The organism is Streptomyces sp. NRRL WC-3549 (genome assembly GCF_000721935.1).
Lineage (GTDB): Bacteria > Actinomycetota > Actinomycetes > Streptomycetales > Streptomycetaceae > Streptomyces.
This window is the reverse complement of record NZ_KL585414.1, coordinates 243,199-245,563: the sequence shown is the minus strand read 5'-3', so window position 1 is coordinate 245,563 and position 2,365 is coordinate 243,199. Positions and strand designations below refer to the sequence as shown.

Sequence of the window (2,365 nt, the reverse complement as noted above, 5' to 3'; positions counted from 1 at the left end):
CGCCCCTTCAGCAGCCGCGGGCTCGCAGGCTGCCTGAACGAGGGGGCACGGCGCTTCGGCTGGTACGAGAGGGACCCGCGTCCCGCCACCCGGCAGGAGGGCCGCCACCTGCTCGGTACCGGTGTCGCCTCGGCGACCTACCCGGTGATGCTGTCGCCCTCGGCCGCCTCCGCGCACGCCGCCCCCGACGGCTCGTACACCGTCCGGGTGAACGCCACCGACATCGGCACCGGGGCGCGCACCGTGCTCGCCCAGATCGCCGCCGCGGCGCTCGCCACCCCGCTGGACAACGTGACGATCGAGATCGGCAGCAGCGACCTCCCCTTCGGCTCCGTCGCGGGAGGCTCCTCCGGCACCGCGTCGTGGGGCACCGCCGTGCACAAGGCCGCCACCGCCCTGGTGCGCCGGCTCGCCGACGGCGGCACCGTCCCGCCCGAGGGCGTCACCGTCACCGCCTCCACCGAGGAGGAGGCCTCCGAGGAGTCCCCGTACGCCCGGCACGCCTTCGGCGCCCACTTCGCCGAGGTGGCGGTCGACTCCCTCACCGGCGAGGTCCGGGTGCGCCGGATGCTCGGGGTCTTCGCGGCCGGACGCATCCTCAACGCCCGTACCGCACGCTCCCAGTTCATCGGCGGCATGGTCATGGGGCTGGGCATGGCGCTCACCGAGGGCAGCACCATGGACCCCGTCCACGGCGATTTCACCGAGCGCGACCTCGCCTCCTACCACGTGCCGTCCTGCGCGGACGTGACCGGCCTCGAGGCGCACTGGATCGACGAGGACGACCACCACCTGAACCCCATGGGCAGCAAGGGGATCGGTGAGATCGGGATCGTCGGAGCGGCCGCCGCCGTCGGGAACGCCGTACGCCACGCCACCGGCGCCCGACTGCGCTCCCTCCCGCTCACCCCCGACAAGCTGCTCCCCTACCTCTGAACCCGCGACACCGCACCCCGCGCCGCAGCGGTTGCGTGAACGGTCCCCTCGGGTCACTCTGATGAGTGACCCATAAGTGATGATTGCTCACGCTTCGTGTTCGGGGGTCGTTGGTTCGAACGGGGTGAGTAGACCTCGCGGTGAGGAGCCTCCACGATGACCGTTCCACTCGACCGGCACTACCTGGCCGAACTGCAGGTGTCGGCAGAGCGCATTTCCCAGATGCGGCGCATCGTCGCCGCACACCTTCGCCATTGGAACCTCGATCTGCAGGTCCGGCCCGTGTGCCGGGCCGCGGAAGAGCTGCTGACGAACGTCAGGCGGCACGTCGGCGACGACAACCGCTGCGTCGTCGAACTCCGCTGGACCGGACGGCACCTGACGGTGTCCGTGGCCGACGACGACGCCCGGATGCCCCGGCTGCTCGACGGCGGTGGCGGCGGCCTGAGCCGCGTCATGGCCCTGAGCGACAGCTGGGGGACCTGCCGGACCGGCAGCGGCAAAGTCGTCTGGTTCACGCGCTACGCCGAGACGCCCCTGCCCGCCGAACCGCTGCCGCGTACGCCGCTGCCCGGCGGCCTCACCTCCCGGAGCCGGCCGGCGGCCGCGCTCGTGTGACGGACACCGGCCGGTGCGGACGGCGTGCCCAGGGCACGCATGATCCGCACCGGCCGGGTACGCGTGCGGCACGGAGCCGCGTTGCGCGGCAGGGCGCCGCGCGGCACGGTCGAAGAACCTATGCACAAGGCTGTCCCGCCGGGACGACGGGACAACCCGAGGAGGCCACAGCCATGCCCATCGCGACGGTCAACCCCGCCAACGGTGAGACGCTCAGGACGTTCGACGCACTGGGCGAAGAGGAGATCGAACAAAGGATCTCCGCCGCCGCGGCTGCGTTCCGCACCTACCGCACCACCGGCTTCGACGAACGGGCCCGGCTGCTGAACCGGGCGGCCGACCTCCTCGACGAGGACCAGCGGGACATCGCCCGGACCATGACCACCGAGATGGGCAAGCCCCTGGCGGCCGCCCGCGCGGAGGCCGCCAAGTGCGCCAAGGCGATGCGCTGGTACGCCGCCCACGCCGAGCGGCTGCTCGCCGACGAACACCCCGACGACGCCGACGTCAGGGACTCCGGGGCGACGAGGGCCCTGGTGCGCTACCGGCCGCTCGGCACCGTCCTCGCCGTGATGCCGTGGAACTTCCCGCTCTGGCAGGTCGTCCGCTTCGCAGCCCCCGCCCTCATGGCCGGCAACACCGCGCTGCTCAAGCACGCCTCCAACGTCCCGCAGACCGCCCTCCACCTCGGTGGCCTCTTCAGCAGGGCCGGATTCCCCGAAGGCTGTTTCCAGACACTGCTGATCGGCTCGGGCGCCGTCGAGGCGGTCCTGCGCGACCCCCGGGTCGCCGCGGCGACCCTCACCGGCAG

At 72.5% G+C, this 2,365-nt stretch carries 3 protein-coding genes; all 3 read left to right on the top strand.

The annotated features are described in order from the left end of the window. On the top strand, positions 1-936 hold a 936-nt coding region (locus IH13_RS0122435), incomplete at its 5' end, for a xanthine dehydrogenase family protein molybdopterin-binding subunit (RefSeq protein ID WP_031087171.1). A 156-nt stretch (positions 937-1,092) separates the two neighbouring features. Next, positions 1,093-1,554, top strand: coding sequence for an ATP-binding protein (locus IH13_RS0122430; RefSeq protein WP_031087169.1), 462 nt, complete (start codon positions 1,093-1,095; stop codon positions 1,552-1,554). A 173-nt stretch (positions 1,555-1,727) separates the two neighbouring features. Beyond that, a partial coding sequence (locus IH13_RS0122425; protein ID WP_031087168.1) for an aldehyde dehydrogenase family protein occupies positions 1,728-2,365 on the top strand: 638 nt, incomplete at its 3' end.

Bases quoted from the DNA above. Each gene is read 5' to 3' on its own strand.
- IH13_RS0122430 (WP_031087169.1), top strand. From the start codon at position 1,093: ATGACCGTTCCACTCGACCGGCACTACCTGGCCGAACTGCAGGTGTCG.